Source organism: Sphingobacterium thalpophilum, assembly GCF_901482695.1.
GTDB lineage: Bacteria > Bacteroidota > Bacteroidia > Sphingobacteriales > Sphingobacteriaceae > Sphingobacterium > Sphingobacterium thalpophilum.
Genome location: NZ_LR590484.1, coordinates 4048598 through 4068714, shown reverse-complemented (window position 1 = coordinate 4068714; position 20117 = coordinate 4048598). Strand labels below are relative to the sequence as shown.

15 protein-coding genes are annotated in these 20117 nt (G+C 44.3%); 5 read left to right on the top strand and 10 right to left on the bottom strand.

Annotated elements, in window-relative coordinates; translation table 11 throughout:
- Positions 1-348 precede the first annotated feature (348 nt).
- Both FGL37_RS16790 and FGL37_RS16785 read right to left on the bottom strand, forming a co-directional pair.
- A complete protein-coding gene (locus tag FGL37_RS16790; RefSeq protein WP_028068874.1) occupies positions 349-2031 on the bottom strand; it encodes a protein-disulfide reductase DsbD family protein in 1683 nt (560 codons plus the stop codon).
- A gap of 157 nt (positions 2032-2188) precedes the next feature.
- Complete coding sequence (locus FGL37_RS16785) at positions 2189-3256, bottom strand: PLP-dependent cysteine synthase family protein (RefSeq protein WP_028068875.1); 1068 nt, start codon at positions 3254-3256, stop codon at positions 2189-2191.
- A 160-nt stretch (positions 3257-3416) separates the two neighbouring features.
- On the opposite strand from FGL37_RS16785, the gene FGL37_RS16780 reads away from it, so the two are divergent.
- Positions 3417-3875: an Lrp/AsnC family transcriptional regulator gene (locus FGL37_RS16780; RefSeq protein ID WP_028068876.1), complete on the top strand. Its 459-nt coding sequence runs from the start codon at positions 3417-3419 to the stop codon at positions 3873-3875.
- 54 nt (positions 3876-3929) lie between these two features.
- Here the strand turns inward: FGL37_RS16780 and FGL37_RS16775 are convergent, their stop codons facing one another.
- From FGL37_RS16775 to yihA, 3 genes are all read right to left on the bottom strand, one after another.
- Positions 3930-5612 (bottom strand): PNGase F N-terminal domain-containing protein, encoded by a 1683-nt coding sequence (locus FGL37_RS16775; protein WP_232048721.1) that lies wholly within the window; start codon positions 5610-5612, stop codon positions 3930-3932.
- A 28-nt stretch (positions 5613-5640) separates the two neighbouring features.
- Positions 5641-6495 carry a UbiA-like polyprenyltransferase gene (locus FGL37_RS16770; protein ID WP_028068878.1) on the bottom strand — a complete coding sequence of 285 codons (855 nt, stop codon included), beginning with the start codon at positions 6493-6495 and terminating at the stop codon, positions 5641-5643.
- Between the two features lie 94 nt (positions 6496-6589).
- Positions 6590-7213 (bottom strand): ribosome biogenesis GTP-binding protein YihA/YsxC, encoded by a 624-nt coding sequence (gene yihA / locus FGL37_RS16765; protein ID WP_028068879.1) that lies wholly within the window; start codon positions 7211-7213, stop codon positions 6590-6592.
- Positions 7214-7403: 190 nt separating this feature from the next.
- Between yihA and FGL37_RS16760 the strand changes: the two genes are divergently transcribed.
- Positions 7404-8339 carry an ABC transporter ATP-binding protein gene (locus tag FGL37_RS16760; RefSeq protein WP_028068880.1) on the top strand — a complete coding sequence of 312 codons (936 nt, stop codon included), beginning with the start codon at positions 7404-7406 and terminating at the stop codon, positions 8337-8339.
- Positions 8332-9657, top strand: coding sequence for an ABC transporter permease (locus FGL37_RS16755; protein ID WP_028068881.1), 1326 nt, complete (start codon positions 8332-8334; stop codon positions 9655-9657). Before FGL37_RS16760 ends, FGL37_RS16755 begins: the two co-directional genes overlap by 8 nt.
- Before the next feature lie 82 nt (positions 9658-9739).
- Here the strand turns inward: FGL37_RS16755 and FGL37_RS16750 are convergent, their stop codons facing one another.
- On the bottom strand, positions 9740-10267 hold the full coding sequence (locus tag FGL37_RS16750; protein ID WP_028068882.1) for a DUF962 domain-containing protein: 528 nt from the start codon (positions 10265-10267) through the stop codon (positions 9740-9742).
- 140 nt (positions 10268-10407) lie between these two features.
- On the opposite strand from FGL37_RS16750, the gene FGL37_RS16745 reads away from it, so the two are divergent.
- Positions 10408-11058: an HAD-IA family hydrolase gene (locus tag FGL37_RS16745; protein WP_028068883.1), complete on the top strand. Its 651-nt coding sequence runs from the start codon at positions 10408-10410 to the stop codon at positions 11056-11058.
- A gap of 123 nt (positions 11059-11181) precedes the next feature.
- Here the strand turns inward: FGL37_RS16745 and rny are convergent, their stop codons facing one another.
- From rny to pheT, 4 genes are all read right to left on the bottom strand, one after another.
- Positions 11182-12735 carry a ribonuclease Y gene (rny, locus tag FGL37_RS16740; protein WP_028068884.1) on the bottom strand — a complete coding sequence of 518 codons (1554 nt, stop codon included), beginning with the start codon at positions 12733-12735 and terminating at the stop codon, positions 11182-11184.
- A 279-nt stretch (positions 12736-13014) separates the two neighbouring features.
- The gene (locus tag FGL37_RS16735) at positions 13015-13305 is read right to left on the bottom strand and encodes a cell division protein ZapA (protein ID WP_028068885.1); all 291 of its coding nucleotides are present in this window, start codon (positions 13303-13305) and stop codon (positions 13015-13017) included.
- A 53-nt stretch (positions 13306-13358) separates the two neighbouring features.
- On the bottom strand, positions 13359-13664 hold the full coding sequence (locus FGL37_RS16730) for a hypothetical protein (protein WP_028068886.1): 306 nt from the start codon (positions 13662-13664) through the stop codon (positions 13359-13361).
- A 39-nt stretch (positions 13665-13703) separates the two neighbouring features.
- Positions 13704-16100, bottom strand: coding sequence for a phenylalanine--tRNA ligase subunit beta (pheT, locus tag FGL37_RS16725; protein ID WP_028068887.1), 2397 nt, complete (start codon positions 16098-16100; stop codon positions 13704-13706).
- Between the two features lie 311 nt (positions 16101-16411).
- On the opposite strand from pheT, the gene purL reads away from it, so the two are divergent.
- Positions 16412-20086 (top strand): phosphoribosylformylglycinamidine synthase, encoded by a 3675-nt coding sequence (purL, locus tag FGL37_RS16720; protein WP_028068888.1) that lies wholly within the window; start codon positions 16412-16414, stop codon positions 20084-20086.
- The last annotated feature ends 31 nt before the right edge of the window (positions 20087-20117 follow it).

The following is a 20117-nucleotide window of genomic DNA, read 5'->3' as shown; positions in this document are numbered from 1 at the left end:
CTTCAAGTCCCCCCAAGTCCCTTCAAGTCCGTTCAACTCCCTACGTGAGCCGAGAACGATGCGGGAACGGTCCGAGAACGGTTCGGGTTTTATTCGTGTATGCTTCGCTCCAACCTCGGAATAGCTTCGGCTCTAATTCTGCCGGGCTCCGGCTCCAGTTTGTCGACCACTCGAATAGCAGTCAAACAACAACCGAGCATGGGGCGAAGCTGTCCCGACGCAATCTCGAAGCAATTTCGAAGGGCTCCTGAACAACCCTCGAAGAATCTCCGAAGCACCTATTGGGCCATAAATAGCAAAAGTCCTCCTAGCAGACGCAAGGAGGACAAAATTAGAATATGACGATGGTTAGTTTCTCTTTTTAAAGGCGTCTAGTCCGCTCTGCAGAAAGGCTTTGTATTGTTCCGCATCATAGTTGGCTCCGCTCTGTGGAACGAGCACCTCGCCATTGGGATCCACAATCACATAAAGGGGCTGCGAGTTGCTATTAAATACGGACGCCTGAAAGTCGCTGTTCTTGTTACCTATCGTTTTTATTTTCTTCTTACTGTAGGTCGAAACAAATTGCTCATCCGCAGGCAGTTCGGTCTTATCATCAACAAATAATTCAGCCATCACAAACTCTTCTTTCAGCAATTTAGCTACGGCTGGGTCGGTCCAGACATTTGCCTCCATTTTACGACAGTTCACACAATTCCAGCCGGTAAAGTCAATGAGGACAGGCTTATGGAGTTCTTTGGCTGTCTGTAATGCCTGATCATAATCATAATAGGGATCAAAGCCTTTTGGCGTACCGCGTCCATGGAAAATCTCCGCGTATTTTTTGATTTTTCCATCCGTATGAGTAGTACTGCTGCCGGCAATGCCCAAAGATAAATCAAAGTCCTGCGTTGCAGAAGGAGGTAAGAAAGCGGAAATAGATTTTAATGGTGCTCCCCATAGCCCCGGTATCATGTAGATAACAAAAGAGAAAACGACGGTCGCTAATATCGTCCGCGGGACAGATAAAAAATTCAGATCACTGTCGTGGGAGAATTTGATTTTTCCGATAAGATATAGCCCCATTAAGCCAAAAATAGCGATCCACAGCGATAGAAATACCTCTCTGTCCAGCCAGTTCCAGTGGTAGGCGAGATCTACATTTGAAAGAAACTTGAGGGCCAGGGCTAGTTCCAAAAAGCCCAATACCACCTTTACACTATTGAGCCAGCCACCGGATTTTGGCAGTGATTTCAACATAGACGGAAACATCGCAAATAGACCAAAGGGAATTGCTAAAGCAATGGAGAATCCCAACATACCGACAGCCGGCCCCAGACGCTCGCCTTTTGAAGCAGCTTCCACCAGCAAGGTACCGATAATAGGTCCTGTACAGGAGAAAGAAACCAATGACAGGCTGAAAGCCATAAAAAACAGTCCTACCAGTCCTCCTTTATCCGATTTGGCGTCCATTTTATTGACAAATGAACTTGGTAACGTAATTTCAAATGCGCCGAAGAAGGACGCCGCAAAACCGATCAGCAACAGAAAGAATATAAAATTGAATATTCCGTTGGTCGAAAGTGCGTTGAGTGCATCCGAACCGAATGCGATGGTAATGATCATGCCCAGAGCAACATAGATCACAATAATGAAGAGCCCATAGAGCAGGGCTTTACTGATACCACTCGCACGGCTACCTGACTGCTTGGTAAAGTAACTGACCGTCAAAGGTAACATGGGAAATATACAAGGCATCAACAGAGCTGCAAAGCCACCCACCAAGCCAGCGATAAAAATATTCCAAAGGGACTTCGTGCCTGCTTTTGTCTCTGCAGAAGCAGGCAGATGGGCTGCCACGGCCGTTTTACCGGAATCAATAGTGGCCGTCGCTGTATCCGGGGACTCTTCAAAAGCAAGGGAATCGGCATTGATTGCACCATCAGTAAATTCTAGACCTTCAACGTTCACTACGGTGTCCGTCTGGGCAAATAATATTACCGGAAAGACAAGCAGCAACAAAATGACAAGTAGTTTAAAATTAATTTTCATTGGTATATAATTGTTCGTTCATTATTCGTCTGATCCCGCCAAACATACTGGACTGTCTCGCGTACAGACCAGTAGGGCAATAGCCGGCATCTGTACATAAAACCCGGGAAGCAATACACTCCCCGAGTAAACTATAAACATATGAAACTAGTTCTTTTTATGCGCCAAAAACCGGATCAGCCAATCTGCAAATTGGCTGAAAGCCCACAAAATCAAGATCCGTGGAAAGGTATCCGGCTCGTACCGGCTCCTCCCTGACCAAGTCTGTACTTAAATACTTTTTATTATCGTCACAGAGTAGGGTGACGACTACTGCTTCAGGTCCTAGCTCTTGCTGCAGTTTAACTGCTCCTATGACGTTTGCGCCCGAGGAAATGCCCACGGCAAGCCCTAGCTGCCGCGATAATTTCTGAGCCATCAGAATGGCATCACCATCATTGGCACATACCACCGCATCAAGTTCATCTAAATTTACAATAGCTGGGATAAATTCGTCCGATATACCTTGTATCCGATGCGACCCCACTTTATGTCCTGTAGACAAGGTAGGGCTTTCGGCTGGTTCTAACGGGTGGATACGCACCTTTGGATTGACCTTACGTAAGCTGCGTCCGACGCCCATCACTGTACCGCCTGTTCCAACACCTGCGACAAAAGCATCGGCTACCAAGCCCTGATCGGCTAACTGTCTGGTGATCTCATATCCTGTAGTTTTCTCGTGTGCCTCAGCATTATATTGGTTTTCAAACTGTCTCGGAAGAAAAACTCCACCTTGGGTCGCAAGCTCCTCACTGAGACGGATGCTCCCCAAAAATCCCCCCTCTTCCTTGCTGATCAGCTGTATGTCAGCGCCCATACTACGGATAATATCGGTACGTTCTTTGCTCAACCAATTCGGCATGATTATCTTGACCTGGTGCCCAAGAGCTTTGCCGATGGCTGAAAAAGCGATCCCTGTATTGCCGCTAGTCGCCTCAATGACGAGGTCTGTCGGCTTAATCTGACAATTCATGTATGCTTTGTACAAGATGTACAAGGCCATTCTATCCTTGATGCTACCTGTTAAGTTATAGTTCTCACATTTCACGAAAATCCGGCCCAGATGACCTTTGTAGGTGTATTGTAACTCCAGCATGGGTGTATTTCCAACCAATCGCCATAAATGCTTAAACCTCTTGTCCAAGGCAGGCGATAAACATGCACTCAATAATTCTTGTTCAGCCATTTCTAAATAAATGATTATTCTGTTGCAAAATTGCCCAATAACAAGATATTATTCAATACAAGTCATAATATTCAAGAAAAATTATATGATATTTGCTCGCGATCGATAAATTATTCAAGTAAACATCGTAAATTTGGCAAAGCACCGAAAATATTAAATTATGGAACTCGATGGTATTGATTTGAAGCTATTACGTCTGCTTCAGCAGGATGCCTCCCTGAGCAATAAAGAACTTTCTTTCGAACTCAACAAGTCAATCGCGGCGGTACACGAACGCGTCAAAAAACTAAAAAGATTGGGATATATCAAAAAGACCGTTGCGATACTCGACCGGCACAAGATTGGCATTGGGCTGATTTCCTTCTCACAGGTATTCTTAAAGGCCCATACTTTTGAAGTACTGAATGAATTTGAAAAGGAAGTCGCCAAGTTCCCAGAAGTAATGGAGTGTTATCAAATGGCAGGTTCCTATGACTTTATGCTGCGTATTGCGACAAAAGATATGGATGCCTACCATATTTTTCTTCGGCACAAATTGGCCGTACTACCACAGGTAAATACGGTACAGACATACTTTGTCTTGTCGGAGACCAAAAGCGAGACTGCATATCCCTTATAGCGTCAACATCAATGAGGTATCAACAACAACCTTATCGATACCTCAAACATATCATTAATTATCGTACAATAATGTACCGGTAACATTCCAGCTGCTAAAGCTTGTTCCTTCCGGTGCACCTTGAGGTATTTGCACCTGTATGCTGTGGTCACCCGCCTTTAATTCACCCAAATCAATATAAATGGGTGGCGTGACTGTTCCGGGACACCAATTGGAACGGCTTAAATCTGAAGAGGATAAACCCGTGACAAAATTTCCCGAAGCTGGATTAAAGAGACGGTATGAACCGCAGTCATTGCGCCATGGAGTATATTTAAACTGCAAGGTGCCATCCAAAAAAATCCGGTTTTCTTTGGGCACGAATTCGTCGCCATTTCCCCAGCCGCCATGGCCCGTGGTGATATAACGCAACTGAACATTTTTTGCGTCCTGATCCAGATGAAAGGACATTGTCAGACCTTTATCACGGTCAAACATAGATCCGTACTCCTGCCCCCCCATTTCCATAACATTGGTTGTTGTGAATAGCGACATGGCTTTTCGGAGCGGGCTTTCCGCACCGCCATCAAAGCCCGGATGTATGGTCAGTTCCAGACTCACTTCATGTCCATTTTTGTCGTAGTTTCCGATAAAGGTGCCGATATATATATCCCGATCACTTAACATCCCTGCAAGCTCAGTGATATCTTGACGGTAAAGTACAGAGTCCTGCCACATCTTATCCTTTAATTGCAAGTGGTTAAATTGTTTTATGCCGAAGGGTGTAAAGAAACGCATCAATTCCACTATGGGCTCAAAAGAATGTGAACGCACTACCCCTCGGTAGGCCTTACCGTTTCCATTTTCATATTTTGGCAAGGTAGCCATACCATTTTTCATACCATCTAAAAAGCTCTGAGTCTGATTGTCCGGAATGATAAAAACAGAGCCTGTGCGGTCATAGGCATCACCCTTAGACTGCTCAACTAACTGCACAAAGACATTATCACTAGACTTAATTTGGGGAACTCTGACTTTTTTGACGATTACGGTACCATTGGCAAAACGCAAGATGGAATCCGATTTGACCTCATCCGAAAAACGGATGCGTTCCTTATGAAAAACCGGTATCCGCGTGAAACGACTTTTCCAGATAAGGTCTTTGTAAGACAGTTCATCATAATTTTTCTCACTGCCTCTTAATTTTAGTTGTTCAGGAATACTCTTCACACGTTCTACTCGAGTAGCGTAGGTCCTTGTGTTGCCATTGCGGACAACTTCGAGTACCAGTCCCAAATTCTGGCCAAGTTCGCCCGGAGCTCCCTTGACACCAAGTTTATCTGTATACCACAGCTCTATTTTGTTGGAGTTAATACTTGTCTCCACTTTTTTACACGGATATCCAAGGATCACCTTTGTTTCAAGGGTCGGGATAAACTGCTGTCGGACAAGTGCCGTCGAATCCCGTGTCAAAATAAGGCTCCCATTTTTCAGCTTCGCGATTTTAAGCAAAACATTCCTCCCAGCCCTCTCCACAAGCAGCCGTTCATAAGGGGGTAATAATTCACCTTTTATATCTTTCTCCGAACTCACGTAAGTATTTTCAGCGTTGGTGTAAACAAGCACGGCATTGGCATTAGCTGACGTTTTCCCGTTGAAGCTCTGATTGTAATGTACAAGGTAATTTGTTAGCGACTGTGCATACGACGATATAGATAGACAGACAACAGAAAATAAAAGTACATTTTTTTTCATCATCGGTAATATTGATCAAAGATAAAATTGTTTATTTGATGAGCCATATGTCCAATAGGTAAAAGACGGCGAAAATCACTGAAGCATACCCATTCGTGGTCATAAAGTCGCGATTTACGCGGCTCAGATCTGTTGAAGAAAACAGCGTGTGCTGATAGACTAGCAATGTAGCATAGAAAACGACACCGAGGTAATAGACCCAGCCCACCGGCATCAAAAATACCGGTGCCAGCACAAACAAGAAGGACAGCACGTGCAGCAATTCGGAAACACGCATAGCACCTTTCGTACCCAGCCAAACTGGTATTGAATTGAGATTATTAGCCCGATCGAAGGCTTCGTCCTGCAACGCGTAGATAATATCAAAGCCACTCACCCAGGTCAAAACTGCAAATCCGTACAGCAGGGGTACCGTTGCAAACTGTCCGGTGATCACCATATACGCTCCAATGGGAGCCAAGCCCAGGCCCGCACCAAGTACCAAGTGGCAAAGCGGAGTAATCCGCTTGGTATAAGAATAAAAAAGCACGACAAAGAGCGCTATCGGTGACAACATAAAACACAATGAGTTGATGAAATAGGTGGCCCCAACAAAAATCAGACAATTGACTATAGTAAACAACAATGCATTTTCCGCAGAAATCCTGCCGGCAGGAATATCACGCATGGCCGTCCTGGGATTAATGGCATCAATGTCCCTATCGAGATAACGGTTAAATGCCATAGCAGCATTCCGGGCGGTTACCATACATAGGATCATCATTAGCAGAAGCTTCCAGGAGAAGGTATGGTCGGTCGTATGTAAAGCCAAAAAGAATCCAATAAACGCAAAAGGCAATGCAAACACACTGTGTGCAAATAAAACTAACGATAGGTATTTCTTCATTAATATTAATGTTATTTATGCGATCTCTCAAACTGATTACTTCGCGGCCATCCAGCTCATGCGGAATGAAATGCTGCCTTGGAAAATAGGAGCACTACCCGAGGGAACTACTCTCCGGATGCACAAACTGTTTATTAACCTCGTCAATCGTTTCCAGAATGGGTTCATGTCCTGTCTTTTTCTCTGCTGAAGTGAGGAAAACGGGTGGTACCTCTTCAAACCATTGTAACAGGGATTTTTTAAATTTCGCTATGTTGGCATCGGATTTAACCGCTGATTGTTTGTCAGCCTTGGTGAAGACCAGCATAAACGGCAGACCACATTCGCCCAACCAGTAGCAGAAATCAAGATCTATCTTTTGCGGCTCATGGCGGCTATCAACCAACACAAATACACATTGCAGATTTTCGCGGAGTGTAAGATAACGGCGGATGAATTTTTCCCATTCATTGCGGCTTGTTTTGGATGCTTTCGCAAACCCATAGCCCGGCAAATCGACCAGATACCAAGTATCATCGATCAAAAAATGGTTGATCAGTTGAGTTTTACCCGGTTTCTGGGATGTTTTGGCAAGTCCCTTTTTGTTTGTCATCGCATTGATCAGAGAAGATTTCCCCACATTTGAGCGCCCTATGAAGGCGTACTCCGGTAAGTTTGGCGCAGGCAATTTATCAACTCTCGTGTTGCTACACACAAATTCGGCTTTTTTTACTTCCATGAAACAAAGGTACATTAAATGAAACCCTCTGGCAAGGTTTAGCCACCATCTATTCTATAAAACTTTACTACTTTTACTGTAACGTTTACAACGATATCACTACTAATCGATAAAATAAACATAGTATCTCGGGGAACAGAAGCTGCAACCCGGCTTTTTCTCGAACACATATAATTAAACCTGATATAAAATGTTACTTGAAATCAATCATGTTACGAAGGACTACGCCAGTCACCGCGCACTGGATGATGTATCCATGGAAATCCCTCAGGGTAAAATCTTTGGACTACTGGGACCAAATGGCGCGGGAAAGACTTCGCTGATACGTATCATCAACCAGATTACTGGGCCAGACTCCGGAGAAATCCGGTTTAATGGACAGCCCCTGGGACCACAGCACATTGGCCAAATTGGTTATCTACCTGAAGAACGCGGGCTGTACAAAAAAATGAAAATTGGCGAGCAGATGTGCTACCTCGCTCAGTTAAAAGGGCTTTCACGAAAAGAGGCGTTACGCAGGATCCACGACTGGTGCGAACGTCTGGAAATCACTTCGTGGTGGAACAAGAAAATCGAAGACCTCAGTAAGGGGATGCAACAGAAAGTGCAGTTTGTAGCCACAGTTATCCATCAACCTCAACTGATTATTTTGGACGAACCGTTTTCGGGGTTTGACCCGGTCAATGCCAATACCATCAAAGAGCAGATCCTCAGATTGAATGCCGAAGGTGCAACGATCATCTTCTCGACCCACCGGATGGAAACTGTTGAGGAGCTCTGCGACAATATTGCATTGATCCACCGTTCGAAAAAGATTTTAGACGGTCCAGTTCGTGCCATCAAAAAAAATTACAGCAACCGAACGTATCAGCTGGACTTCATGCCGAATAGCCTGAATTTTGATCTGGTCAACGAGCAGCTATACGAGGTAATCCATTCTACGCAAACAGAGAGCATGCATACAGCCAGTATTCAACTGAAGCCCGACGTTAGCATAAATCACGTACTCGCTGATTTGTTGCCAAAAGTGCAACTCAATCAGTTAATAGAACTGGTTCCCTCCATGGCGGACATTTTTATTCAGAAGGTTACCCAAGTTTCACCTCTATCCCAACAACATGCATAAAATATTACTTATCATCCAGCGCGAATATTTGTCACGTGTCAAAAAGAAGTCGTTCATCGTAATGACTTTCGCTGTCCCGCTTTTCTTTTTCGCATTATATGCAGGCATGTTTTATCTGACCCAAAAGAGCTTCAAGGACACACATACCAACGTTTTTGTTATCGATGAGCAGGGGAACTTCGCGGCTAAATTACGAAGCAACAAAAATGTCAGTTATAAAAAAAGTACACTGGATCTTCAGAAACAGAAACTACAGCTTGCACTTGGCCAAGGCAAACAGGCCATCCTCTATATTCCGAAAGACATTTTAGCCGCACAGCAGGCTGAATTGATCAGCAATGGCAAAACGAGTTTTGTGACCCAAGAAGTCATTAGTGGACAGCTGGAGGAAATCATCCGGGACAGTATATATAGAGCTAAAGGTATTGATATTAATACCATTCAGTCCATTAAACCCAAAGTTACGATCGATGCCAGGGAAATAACTGCAGATGGAGAGGAAAAGAACAGCAATACCGCCATTGCTATGGGAATTGGGGTGGCGTTGGCCATACTTGTCTACCTTTCTCTCTTCCTTTACGGCGCACAGGTAATGCGGGGTATCATTGAAGAAAAAAGTAACCGGATTATTGAAGTCATCATTTCCTCGGTAAAACCTTTTCAGCTCATGATGGGCAAAATTGTGGGTATAGGCATGGTCGGACTAACACAGTTCACCATGTGGCTCGTATTAACGCTAGGTCTGTTTATTACCGCGACAGCGTTGTTTGTCAATCCTCAGGATGTGCAGGCCGTCGCTTCCGGCCAGCCCGGTACGGGCAATCTCGGCACCGTTTCCAAAGCGGTCGGTCAGAATGGTCCTGCATCGCTCCTTTCCGCTTTACAAAGTTTCGACTTTACTGAAGTGATTGTGTTCTTCTTCCTGTTCTTTATCGCAGGTTACCTACTCTACAGCGCTATATTTGCTGCTGCAGGTTCGGCCGTTGACAATGAAACTGAAGCTAATCAATTCTCCATGCCGATCACTATGCCACTCCTGCTAACCTATATCTTGTCTTTTGGGGTCATCATTAACGACCCAAATGGCACCATCGCAACATGGCTGAGCTTCATCCCATTTACATCGCCGATCGCCATGCTTGTACGCATCCCGTTTGGCGTTCCGCTTTGGCAGATCCTGACGTCGCTGACTTTACTGGTACTCACGTTTTTATTAATCACTTGGGTAGCTGCACGTATCTATAGGGTCGGTATATTAATCTACGGTAAAAAAGCTAGCCTAAAAGAGATTATTAAATGGTTTAACTATAAACATTAGTTTCACAGCATTACCATAACCACAGATAAGGCCCAGCTGATGCAGCTGGGCCTTATCTGTGATGTTTAGTCACAATGACGATTTAATATCTAATTTTAAATTTTTCAAACACAAAATGCCATAGCCAGACCGGTCCGATAAGCAGAAAACGAACAAATTGTTTTCCTGTGACGGTCTTCTTTTCTCTATTTTTACCCAGAAATAATGCGAGTAGCGATATGAGGGCAATCGCCAAGCATACCCATATGACTGCCGGACCACCATTTTTTTCTATATACTCCAGCTGTACAATAAAATAACTCATCCCCCCTATGGAAAACAGTACGGCATAGGATAAGGTCGCCGACAGTCGCAGATAGCAATAGATTACAATGGCTATAAAGAAAGACCCCCAGTTCAAAAAGCTGTGCCAATTGAGCCTGACTAGAAACTCGAATTGTGGAAAAGGTATCATCCAGATACAGCCCATGACTCCAAAAAACAAGAGCGGTAAAAAAATAATCTGAATAATACGGTTGACCGGATCTTGGAAATTAGCATTTAATTCATCAAAATAGTAATCGATTGGACGTTTCGGCTCTACTTCCTGAATTTTCTTCTTTTGTTTCATTCGGCAAATTTAACAAATATTGATATGCTTCGCTGAGCGATTCATACAATATTCTTATTTTTTGGTCTGTAAGGTGTCATGATCTGCTTTGGAAGTTAGGCGGATTCTTCTGCGCTCGATCAATTCCGTAATATTGTAGCATGAAATCATATAAACATATTTTATTTGATCTGGATGGTACCCTGACCGATCCCGCAGAGGGTATTACTAAATGCATTGCTTATGCACTTGAAGCCAAGGGCATCCATACGGCGGACTTAAGTACGCTCAAGCCGCTTATTGGCCCACCGTTAAAAGAATCATTTATGCGCCAATTTGGCTTTGAAGAAACCGAAGCATTGGCATGCGTGGAGAAATATCGCGAGCGCTTCTCCACCCTCGGTTTGTACGAGAATTTACTGTTTGACCGCGTACCCGAATTGCTTGAAGGGCTTAAAACAAAAGACTACCGTGTTTATCTGGCCACGTCGAAACCGGAAATATTTGCACATCAGATTCTGAAACATTTTCAAATAGACAAGTACTTTGATTTTGCCGGAGGGAGCACGCTGGACGATACCCGACCAACAAAGACAAGTGTCATTCAATATGTCATGGAAAACGCCAATCTCTCCAATCCGGTAAACTGTATCATGATTGGTGACCGCAAACATGATCTGATCGGTGCCAAAGAGACCGGCATGGACGCCATCGCTGTTCTCTATGGATACGGTAGCAAAGAAGAACTGGAAAAAGAATGTCCCTCCTATTTACTCGAATCGGTAGGTGATCTGATCGATTTCTTCCAATAATAGCTAATAATAGATCAGCGAGCATTAGCTTAACCGAACTGTAATACCAAGCCTATTGAAGATCATATCATAAAAAAGAAGCCCGATCGATGATTGGGCTTCTTTTTTATGACAGGAATTGGGTTACTTCGCGTAGGATACCGATCTGGTCTCGCGGATAACGGTAACCTTGATTTGTCCCGGATAAGTCATTTCTGTCTGTATACGGTTAGAAATATCTGCGGCCAATATTTCAGACTGCGCATCAGACACCTTCTCGCTCTCAACAATTACCCGCAGTTCGCGACCTGCCTGAATGGCGAATGTTTTTTCGACACCGGGGTAAGACAAAGCAAGGTCTTCGAGCTCTTTCAAACGTTTGATGTAACTTTCAACCACCTCACGACGGGCTCCCGGACGGGCTCCCGAAATCGCATCACAGGCCTGCACAATTGGCGATATAAGGGCTGTCATCTCAATTTCGTCATGGTGTGCCCCGATGGCATTGCAGACATCAGGATGTTCTTTGTATTTTTCTGCTAGCTGCATTCCGAGGATGGCATGTGGCAACTCGGGATTATCATCAGGCACTTTACCAATATCGTGCAGCAAGCCGGCGCGTTTGGCATGCTTTACATTTAATCCAAGTTCAGCAGCCATGGTTGCTGCAAAATTAGCTACCTCTCGAGAGTGCTGCAACAGGTTCTGACCGTAAGACGAGCGGTAACGCATACGTCCTACCATACGGATTAATTCGGGATGCAAGCCGTGTATACCCAAATCAATAGCCGTACGCTCACCAATTTCGACAATTTCATCTTCGATCTGTGTGCGTGTTTTGGCCACCACCTCCTCGATACGGGCTGGGTGAATACGGCCATCGGTCACCAGGCGGTGCAACGCCAAACGGGCAATTTCGCGACGTACAGGATCAAAACCCGATAGGATAATGGCTTCAGGAGTATCATCAACGATGATCTCAACACCTGTAGCAGCTTCAAGAGCGCGGATATTACGACCTTCGCGACCAATAATACGCCCCTTGATCTCATCATTTTCGATATTAAAAATAGAAACAGTATTTTCGATAGCAGATTCGGTCGCTGTGCGCTGAATCGTCTGAATTACCACCTTTTTCGCTTCTTTAGTGGCCGTTAGCTTCGCTTCATCCACGATGTCTTTGATCTGGATCATCGCCTGAGAGCGTGCTTCTTCACGCAGCGAATCCACCAGTTGGTTTTTCGCTTCATCAGCGGTGACACCTGCAATGCTCTCCAGCTGCTTAATCTGCTGCAATTTTAGTGTTTCGACCTCCTCCGATTTCTTCTCGTTAAGCTCCACCAGCTTATCCAGCTGTTTTTTTCGGGCCTCCAGTTCCTGCTTATCGCGATTGATGTTCTCAAGCTTTTGGTTGATCGATTGTTCTTTCTGTCTCAACGTATTTTCCTTCTGATTGATGGTGTTGTTACGTTGATTCACTTCCTTTTCATGTTCGGATTTTAGTTGAAGGAATTTCTCTTTGGCTTCTAAGAGTTTTTTCTTTTTAATGTGTTCTCCTTCCTGCTCTGCTTCTCTCAGTATGCTATTCACTTTTTCTTTGGCTTCCTGCTCTTGTTTTTTGAATAACAGGACCAGAAGATAACGGCCTATAGCTACACCAACAATCAGAGAAATTATGATATAAATTGCGACGTCCATGTATGTATAATTGTGTTATATATATTTGTTTTTGTTATTTATTAATTTCGTTTCCATTGTAAGCAAAAAAAAACCGCAATTAAATTTAAACAGGTCTCATGTATTATTAAACTTCGTGATTACATAATTAGGCTTAGATTGTGACCTAGATGGCTTTCGCAAAATGGCCTATATCTCTTTGCGCCTGTAATATTGAAGCGTTAAGTTTAAAATAGTGACAACCCGAATTTAATTGCGGCAAATTCGTCGTTTTAAGCTCTAAATATAAAGAACGTAAATTTATTTGTTAAAGAAATCCGTCAACAACTGATCGAGTTCCTGTACTGAATTCTCCAATCCTGCCTCATGGTTCTGTGACTGCCGCTCCGCATTTAGCATACGCGTCGCAAATTGCAATACACACATGGACAACAAATCCTGTTTATCCCTTACAGTATAGTTTTCCTGCAATTCCTTTACTTTTTCATTTATCAATTTCGCAGCGTGTCGGATCACTTCTTCCTCCGCGCTATCTACCCTTAAGGGGTAAACACGGTCTGCGATATTTATTTTTATGGAAATCTCTCCCATCTCTTTGAGCTTTTTAACGTTGTATTAGCCGAATCCCTCGCTATCTTATCCAACTACTTCAACAAACTAATACACTTGTCTATTTCTCGCACAAAATCGTTAATTTTTTGTTTTGTGTCAAGTATTTTTTCATTAATTGCCTCCTTATCCGCTTCAGAATCCAAAGTTCGGGCTACTGCCAACGCTTTGACTTTCTCTTCCAACTGCTTGCTCTTTTCGTTGCTCGCGTCGAAAGCCACTTTTAAGGATTGTACCTCTAATTTAAGCAAATCATTTTCTTCCTGCAAGACTTCGCACATTTGAATTAAATTTTTCGTTTTCTCAACGATCAGATTCATTTGTGAAGACAATGTTGCCATAATATAAATTGAAGATTACCAACTAATGTTTTTGTCTAATTAACCGCGCACTTCTGCACTGAGTTCCTTCTCAAAATTAACAATTAATTTTTGAACTATCGCATCAATTTGTTTATCGGTCAGCGTTTTTTCTTCATCCTGCAAGATAAAGCTCAGAGCATAAGACTTTTTCCCTTCAGGAATTTTATCGCCTTTGTAAACGTCAAATACATTTACTTCCTTCAAAAGCTTGCGTTCGGTCTTCTGAGCAACATATTGCAACTTGTCGAAGCTTACATTCTCGTCGATCAACAACGACAGATCGCGGCGAACAGACGGGAACTTGGATACCTCTTTATATTGAATGCCATTCTTACGAATAATCTTCATCAACAGATCCGAGTCAAAGTCTGCGAAGAACACTTGCCCTTCGACATCGGCCTTTTTCAAATTTGCCTGCGCAACTGCCCCAAAAGACACCAAACATTTTTGTCCTTTCATGTAACTCAATCCATAAACAAAATGATTGCTCGGTGCATCCTGTATTTGAATTCCGTCAATTTTCAGGCGTTTGACAATCGTGTCAACGGCCGCCTTCAGGTTGTAGAAACTAACATGGCCTTTTTTACTGTTCCACTGCTCTGCTTCTTGGCGGCCTGTCAGCGCAAAAGCGAGGTGTTGAGTTTCTTTGTATCCCTCTCCATCCTGCACGTAAGTCTTGCCGAATTCAAAAAATTTAAGATCAAAATTTCGTCTTTTCTGGTTGTATTCAATAGCGTTTAGCATCGAAAATAACATATTTTGACGCATTGTATCTAGATCTGAACTCAGTGGGTTAAACAATTTTACAGCTGTATCGCTATCGTCGGCATAATCGAGTTTGGTCAATGAGTTGGACAATATCTCACGGAATCCATTCGCGATCAATAAATCCGCCAATTGGTTAAGAACGACTTCTTTTTCCGGCTTTTCAACAGTATTTAACGAGGCTTTGATCTGAGATTTTAGCTCGATATTGTTATAACCATAGATCCGTAACACTTCTTCTACCACGTCTACTTCCCGAGTGACGTCCACACGATACGCTGGTACCAGGACATCCAGTCCCTCGGCACTCTCTGCAGCAATTTCAATGCCCAGCGCAAGGATAATGGATTTAATCTCTTCATTTGGGATAGCCTGTCCGATTAAACGAACAACATTGGAGTAGCTCACATGGAAGGCATATGGTTTGATCTCCACAGGATATACATCTTTCAGTGTTGATGATATTGTACCACCCGCAACCTCCTGAATCAACAATGCCGCCCGTTTCAACGCTTCGACAGTAATCGTTGGATCAGTTCCGCGTTCGAAACGGAAGGAAGCATCTGTTTTTAGGGTATGTCTTTTGGAAGTCTTCCGCACAGAAACCGCATTAAAGTAAGCGGACTCCAAGAATACGTTGGTTGTCTCATCAGAAACCCCTGAGTGTGCTCCCCCAAAAACTCCTGCAATACACATTGGCTTTTCAGCATCTGCAATCACCAGATCTTCTGCCGATAGGGTGCGCTCGACGCCATCCAAGGTAACAAACTTCTCACCTGCCACTGCCGAACGGACAAGAACCTGATTGCCAGCAATCTGATCGGCATCGAAGGCATGCAGCGGCTGTCCTAAGTCGTGTAAGATATAATTCGTGATATCGACTACGTTATTGATCGGACGTACACCGATGACATTCAATTTTTCCTTTAGCCAGTCTGGCGATTCAGCGACTTTGACGCCCGAAATATTGATGCCACTATAGCGTGGGCAAGCTTCGGTATTTTCTACAACAACGGCCGTCCCGGTCGCCTCACCCGCACGGAAGGCGGATACATCAGCCTTTCGTATTTTTGTACGGAAATAGGCTGCAATGTCTCTCGCAACCCCTAAATGTGAAGCGGCATCGGCGCGGTTAGGAGTTAGCCCAATTTCATACCTATAGTCGTCCTGAATATTGAAGTGGTCCTTAACCAAGGTGCCTACCTCAACATCAGCAGGCAACTCAACGATGCCCGCATGCGATGTACCCAATCCGATCTCATCTTCACCGCATAGCATTCCTTCAGACACTTCGCCCCTGATTTTGGATTTTGTAATTTTAAAGGGTTCGCCTGCTGTCGGATGACAAGTGGTGCCCACCGTGGCCACAATAACCTTTAGTCCCATACGGCAATTGGGTGCGCCACAAACGATATGCAATAACTCTGGCTTACCTACATCTACCGTAGTCACTTTAAGTTTATCAGCATTGGGATGCTGCTCGCAGGTTTTCACCTCCCCAACAACCAAACCATCCAATCCTCCTGGAATACTCTGCACGACATCCAGTGCCTCTACCTCCAATCCTGTATTTGTCAAGATCAAAGACAGTTCCTCTGGAGTCGAATCTATATCTACGTGTTGTTTTAGCCAATTATATGAAATATTCATCTCGAATTTGATTTGATGCACAAACTTAGATAAATTTGAGTTCATATACAATGGCAATTTAGCGATCAGCTTGCAGCATACTGAATTCCAATTACTAAGCAGCGGCCTACTATTTACCGTCGCGACGTTCCAAAAACCACATCATTTCACCCGCGTTCGGCCCCACATCCATCACGGATCTGAAGCAGGCTCCCCGCGTTTCCCACAGGCTTGCTGCACTCCGATTTTTTCACCAAAATTCAATCATTTCCATAAAAATAATACGTAACTTTGTGCTTTAATTTGAAGAACGTTCAAAACCAACATTTATAATGATTCATTTCTTTGAGAACCCATCGAACACTGTATATGGTGTTCAAAGCGTAAACTCTTTATCACAAGAAGACATTACTAAACTCAACTGGCTGTTCGGCAATGCCAAAAAACTTGACGACCAAACCCTTAACCATTACTTTGTAGGCCCCCGTGCGGCAATGATCACTCCTTGGAGTACCAATGCGGTGGAGATCACGCAGAACATGGGTATTGAAGGCATTATCCGGATTGAAGAATTTCATCCGGTACCTGCAGATTTCAACGATTTCGATCCAATGATTTCGCAAAAGTTCAGCATGTTGACGCAAGACATATATACTGTCGACATTACTCCTGAGCCTATCCTCGAAATTGAAGATATCGATGCCTACAATAAGGCTGAGGGGCTGGCATTAAATCCGGAAGAAGTGGAGTATCTCAACAAGCTGTCTGCGAAGTTGGGCCGCCATTTGACGGACTCGGAAGTCTTTGCTTTTTCTCAAGCGAACTCTGAACACTGTAGACATAAAATCTTCAACGGAACTTTCATTATTGATGGTGAGGAACAGCCTACGTCTTTATTCAAATTAATCAAAAAAACTTCCGAAACCAATCCGAACGAGATTGTTTCAGCTTATAAAGATAACGTGGCTTTTATTAAAGGTCCACGTGTGACACAATTTGCGCCTAAATCGGCTGACAGACCAGATTTTTACGAGGAGAAATTATTCGATTCAGTCCTGTCGGTCAAGGCCGAAACACACAATTTTCCAACGACAGTAGAACCATTTTCGGGTGCGGCTACTGGGTCGGGCGGTGAAATCCGCGATCGTATGGCCGGTGGTCAGGGAGCCATCCCGTTAGCCGGGACGGCGGTATATATGACGGCCTACTCACGGTTGCTACAGGACCGTCCTTGGGAAAAAGCAATGGCCGAACGACAATGGCTTTACCAGACACCGGTAGACATCTTAATCAAAGCTTCCAATGGAGCGTCGGACTTCGGCAATAAATTCGGACAGCCCCTGATTGCTGGATCCGTACTGACATTTGAACATGAGGAGGATGGTCGCAAGTTGGGGTATGACAAAGTGATTATGCAGGCTGGCGGTGTCGGTTACGGGAAATTGGACCAAGCAAAAAAACATACACCGAAAGCGGGCGATAAAATCGTCGTTCTGGGCGGCGAAAATTATCGCATCGGCATGGGTGGTGCTGCTGTTTCTTCGGCCGACACTGGTGCTTTCGGATCGGGGATCGAATTGAATGCCATCCAGCGCTCTAATCCGGAGATGCAAAAACGTGCCGCGAACGCCGTACGTGGTCTGGTAGAATCTGATCATAACCCTATTGTCTCTATTCATGACCACGGTGCCGGAGGGCATCTAAACTGTCTGTCCGAGCTTGTCGAAGAGACGGGCGGCCTGATTGATCTGGATGCGCTTCCAGTAGGCGACCCTACCCTATCCGCAAAAGAAATTATAGGCAATGAATCGCAGGAACGTATGGGATTGGTGATTGCAGAAAACGACATCGAAACGTTAAAACGTGTGGCGGACCGAGAGCGTGCCCCCATGTACACTGTGGGTGATGTTACCGGCGACCACCGATTTACATTTCAATCAAAAAGCAGTGGCCAAAAACCGATGGACTATGATTTGGCCGATTTCTTCGGGTCGTCACCAAAAACATTTATGCGTGACAGTACCATTGTCCGTCATTATGCTGCAATCGCGTATGATGTAAACAATATTCCGAATTATCTCCAACAAGTCTTGCAATTGGAGGCAGTCGCTTCCAAAGACTGGTTAACAAATAAAGTTGACCGCTGTGTTGGTGGTCGTGTTGCCAAACAGCAATGTACAGGCCCATTGCAGCTACCATTAAACAACGTGGGCGTCATGGCACTGGATTATAAGGGTAAGGAAGGGATTGCGACAACCATCGGACATTCGCCTGTGGCAGCGCTAATTGACCCTGCGTCGGCAAGTAAAACAGCCATTGCTGAATCGCTGTCCAATATCGTCTTTGCGCCAATCAAAAATGGCCTGGCAGGGGTTTCCCTATCTGCCAACTGGATGTGGGCTGCCAATAATGAAGGTGAAGACGCACGTCTTTACCAAGCTGTAAAAGCCTGTTCGGATTTCGCTATCGCATTGGGAATCAATATTCCTACTGGAAAGGATTCACTGTCTATGAAACAAAAATATCCAAATGGCGAAAATGTCATCGCTCCGGGTACTTTAATCATCTCCGCTGCAGGCAATTGTACAGACATCACAAAAGTTGTTGAACCGGTCTTGAACAAACAGGCAGGTTCCATTTACTATATCAATTTATCGAAAGACAAATTCAAGCTCGGCGGCTCGTCTTTCGCGCAGATTGTCAATAAACTTGGAACGGAAGTGCCCAATATCCAGGATGCCGATTATTTCAAAACCGCATTTAATACCGTACAGCGACTAATTCAAGAAGGACAGATTGAGGCCGGACACGACGTGGGGTCTGGCGGTCTAATCACCACTTTGCTGGAAATGACGTTTGCAGATATTAATCTGGCGGCCAATTACGATCTTTCGGCGCTAAATGAAGTGGATACAGTAAAAGCTTTCTTTAATGAAAACATCGCACTTGTGCTTCAGGCCAAACAGGACATTGTCTTCGAAGCTATCATAAAAGAGGCAGGTGTAGACGCCGTGAAAATCGGGCAGGCTGTGGAAGGGAATGTTGTGACCGTAAAGAATCAGCAAGATTCGTTTAGCTTTGACGTAGCTGCCACGCGAGATGTATGGTCAATGACTTCATTCCTGCTGGATTCGAAACAATCTAAAAATGGCACAGCTCAGCAGCGCTTCGACAACTACAAACATCAGCCATTGAACTTTACCTTTCCAAGCCAATTTGACGGCAAAAAACCGGTGATTGATGGCAACAAGCCTCGTCCTAAGGCGGCGATCTTACGTGAGAAGGGTTCTAATTCTGAACGTGAAATGGCCAACGCTATGTTCTTAGCGGGTTTCGATGTGAAAGATGTGCATATGACTGATCTGATATCGGGCCGGGAGACTCTTGAAGATATACAATTTATTGGTGCCGTCGGTGGCTTTTCCAATTCAGATGTACTGGGTTCCGCCAAAGGATGGGCAGGAGCTTTCCTATACAATGAAAAAGCGAAGAAAGCACTGAACGATTTCTTTACCCGCCCGGACACCCTGTCCGTGGGTATCTGTAACGGTTGTCAGTTATTCATGGAGCTGGAATTGATCAATCCAGAACATGAAGTACATGGCAAGATGTTGCACAATACCTCCGCAAAACACGAGTCTAACTTTGTTTCTGTAAAAATTAAAGAAAACAATTCCGTCATGCTTTCCACACTGGCAGGTAGCACATTAGGCGTTTGGATTTCACATGGCGAAGGAAAATTCCAGCTTCCATATCCGGAGGAACAGTATAACATCGTTGCTAAATATGCTTACGCTGACTATCCACACAACCCAAATGGTTCGGATTATAATACGGCAATGATCTGCGACAAAACGGGCCGACACCTGGCGACTATGCCGCATATCGAGCGCTCTGTTTTCCAATGGAACTGGGCCAACTATCCTAAAGGCCGTCAGGATGAAGTATCCCCTTGGCTTGAAGCCTTTGTAAACGCACGGAAATGGATAGAGAATCAAAACAATTAATAAAAATTTCATACATAGAGAGGGGGCATCC